Below are 3,077 nucleotides of genomic sequence, written 5' to 3'. Positions count from 1 at the left end.
CGCCAATGGAACATCCTTGGAGAAATGATGACTTTCTTGGCTTTCTAGCAAGACAAAAGCATCGTACAAACGGTGCTAATGTTTAACTTTTTTTAGGACATTTTCAAAATTGCTTGACATCTTATTCAAACATTGATACTAAGGAAATCATAACAGGAATAAGACAAAATAAAGTTGCATTTTCATGAAATAAAAGAGTCAGCCATACACCAACAATAACACCTAATATAAAAAAACAGATGATAGTTATATAACAAAAACATTTTTGAATGGCCTGTTTATCATTTTGAAAAATACCACGATATAGATTTTCAACTCCACTTCTTAAATTTCCAGTACACATTGTTGAAGAAAAAGAACTTCCTAAAACCTTTTTAAAACATTCTGCCTGCATTGCACATAAAAAAGAAATCAATATATGGACAATACGATTGTATGGTCCAATAGGAATAAAACTGACTATAACCAAAATCATCATTTCAATCATTAAAATAATTTGTCGCCAATGCCATTTTTGATACATACATTGATATCGCAAAAACATGGTTATAAAGACACCTAAGAAAAATGCGAGAATAGGTATAAGATATTTAACCGTTTGAAAAGAGTCACCTTGAGCTATTGACATACCTAACTTGACGATATTTCCAGTTTGTGCATTTGCGAAAACATGATCTCTACAAACATAACTATAAGCATCTAAAAATCCTCCCACAATCGCTAATAAAGACGCTAATAAAAATGATTCAGACATCTGATCATTTTTTTCCATTTTCTTCACCTCCTTGTCACTATAATTCATCTCAAATAAAAAACATATCAATTTCCAAAAATAAAAAATACAAGCCTAAGACTTGTATCTTCTAAAATATTCTTGAGCAATAAGACTGGCAATAAACTGTAACTGATAAGGGTGACTGCCTTGATCTTGTAAAGATTGGAAAGTTAAAACTTCATCTACAAAATAAGGATATTCCTGTTGAGCACTTGTAATCATCCAAATTTTAGGAGCTTCTAATTTCTTTTGGAGAGCCCTTAAATCTTCATAATCAAAATAAGAACCGGTATAAGAAAAAACAATAATCAAATCATTTTCATCTGCACTTAAAATATGTTCCATCTGTTGAAAATAAGAAACATAAGAATCTACTTGTTTTCCTAACATTAATAAATCTGTCTGTAAATTCATAGCCGCTGTTTGTGCCTTTAATAAACCAAATATGCCGACTTTTTGATAATGATATAAATCCTGACAAAGATGAATAAGTTGTTGTTGATGCAATGTTGATTGTACCATTTGAATACTTTCACAAACTTTTTGTCCATAATCATCTATTCGTTTTTGCATTGAAGAAGATTGTGACTGTTCTTCAAAATAAAAGTCAGGATCCGCTAATAATTCTTTAAGCTCAGCAAAGTCTTTCAATCCAATTTCTTTACAAAAACGAGAAATGGAACTCATCGCAACATGACAATCCTGAGCCAATTCTCTAATACTGACATCTTGCATCTGGTCAATATGTTCTAAAATATAAGTCGCTATTTGACTATTGGTTGAATCTTTCTTTTCTGTTGCAATAGTGCTTAAAAAAACAATGGGTAACTTTCCATAAATCATCCATATCACTCTCTTTCTATGATTTCCCTCCAGCAAAATTATACATCAATCTTTCTTTCATTTCAGTAGTATCTTTTCCTAATGCTTCAATGATTTGAAAAGCAAATGGATATGGCGTTGCTGGTCCTTGACTTGTGATAATATTTTGGTCATAGACAACAACACGATCTACAAAAATACCTCCATGTAATTTTTCTTGATACCCTGTATATCCAGTCACCTTTTTTCCATTAATAACCTGTGCATCAGATAAAACAATTGTCCCAGAACACATCGCCGCAATCATTTTATTTTGTTGATTAAAATATTGTACCATCTGAATCACTTCATTATTTTTTCTTAAATTCTCTCCACCAGGTCTACCTCCAGGTAATACCAGAACATCATAATCTTTAATTTCATCATTAAAAACTTTATCAGCTTTGACTTTTATATGATGCATCCCATCAACAAATTCTTCTCCAAAACCAAATGTTTGACATTCTATATTGGCTCTTCTCAATAAATCTACAATGGTTAATGTTTCTCCTTCTTCATAACCTTGTGCCATCAATACTGCAACACGTTTCATATTATTCATCCTCCTTGACATCAAATGCATTGAAATAAACCATACGTTTTTTGACAGCCAAAGCATCCCCACCTAACAACTCCACTAACTTATATGCAAATGCATATGCTGTAGCAGGACCTCGACTTGTCACTAGATTTCCATCAATCACAACTTTATCCTCTAAATATGTTCCTTGATGAATTTTTTGATCATATCCCATATATGCTGTATATTTTTTATCTTTTAATAATCCAGCTTTTTCTAACACAATAGGCGCTGCACACATGGCACAGATATATTTTCCCTGGTTGTTCATTTGATGCAAAATATCTATCACTTGATTGCAACTACACATTGCATCTGCACCACCATAACCTCCTGGTAAAACAACCATATCATAGTCAATGATATCTTCATTTAAGACTTGATCACATTGAACTTCTATATCATGACCACCTTTCACGACTTTTTCAAAACCGACCATATCACACTGGATTTGAGCTCTACGTAAAATATCAACAATCGTTAATGTTTCTCCTTCTTCAAATCCTGGCGCAACGATAACTGCTGCTTTTTTCATATATATCAACTCCCTTTCTAATCATACAATAACCTTCTTTTCTTTTATATCCAATTGATTTCCTAAAGCTGGAAATAAAAAAAGGGGCTGTAACGAAATAACTTTTTAAAGAGTTGATTTTGTTTCAGCTCTTTTCTTTTTCTGTTTTTAGGCAATAAAAAAACATCTTTTCTCTTCTTCTGATTTCAAGATGTAATATTTTTGTTGATTTTTCTTCTGTTTTCCCTGTTTTTGGGCGCAATATCCCTATATCGCTCAAAATTTGTTTTTTTCATGTGCATATCTTTTTAATTGAGAAGCAATTTTTCCTTTTCTTCTTTCTCCTT

Annotated in this window: 4 protein-coding genes; all 4 read right to left on the bottom strand. The window is 31.8% G+C overall.

Translation table 11 applies throughout. The features are described from left to right. Positions 1-121: 121 nt before the first annotated feature. The 4 genes from B5G32_RS13320 to B5G32_RS13305 all read right to left on the bottom strand — a co-directional run bounded on the left by B5G32_RS13320 (position 122) and on the right by B5G32_RS13305 (position 2,751). Complete coding sequence (locus B5G32_RS13320; RefSeq protein ID WP_087936942.1) at positions 122-772, bottom strand: YoaK family protein; 651 nt, start codon at positions 770-772, stop codon at positions 122-124. Between the two features lie 75 nt (positions 773-847). Then, the gene (locus tag B5G32_RS13315; protein ID WP_087936941.1) at positions 848-1,618 is read right to left on the bottom strand and encodes a MurR/RpiR family transcriptional regulator; all 771 of its coding nucleotides are present in this window, start codon (positions 1,616-1,618) and stop codon (positions 848-850) included. 16 nt (positions 1,619-1,634) lie between these two features. Continuing rightward, positions 1,635-2,189, bottom strand: a complete 555-nt coding sequence (locus tag B5G32_RS13310) for a DJ-1 family glyoxalase III (RefSeq protein ID WP_087936940.1) — start codon at positions 2,187-2,189, stop codon at positions 1,635-1,637. 1 nt (position 2,190) lies between these two features. Further along, positions 2,191-2,751, bottom strand: coding sequence for a DJ-1 family glyoxalase III (locus tag B5G32_RS13305; RefSeq protein WP_087936939.1), 561 nt, complete (start codon positions 2,749-2,751; stop codon positions 2,191-2,193). Positions 2,752-3,077: the final 326 nt, after the last annotated feature.

This window comes from Massilimicrobiota sp. An80 (genome assembly GCF_002159255.1).
GTDB lineage: Bacteria > Bacillota_I > Bacilli_A > Erysipelotrichales > Coprobacillaceae > Allocoprobacillus > Allocoprobacillus merdigallinarum.
The sequence above is the reverse complement of the archived record's forward strand: the minus strand, read 5'-3'. Positions and strand labels throughout refer to the sequence as shown.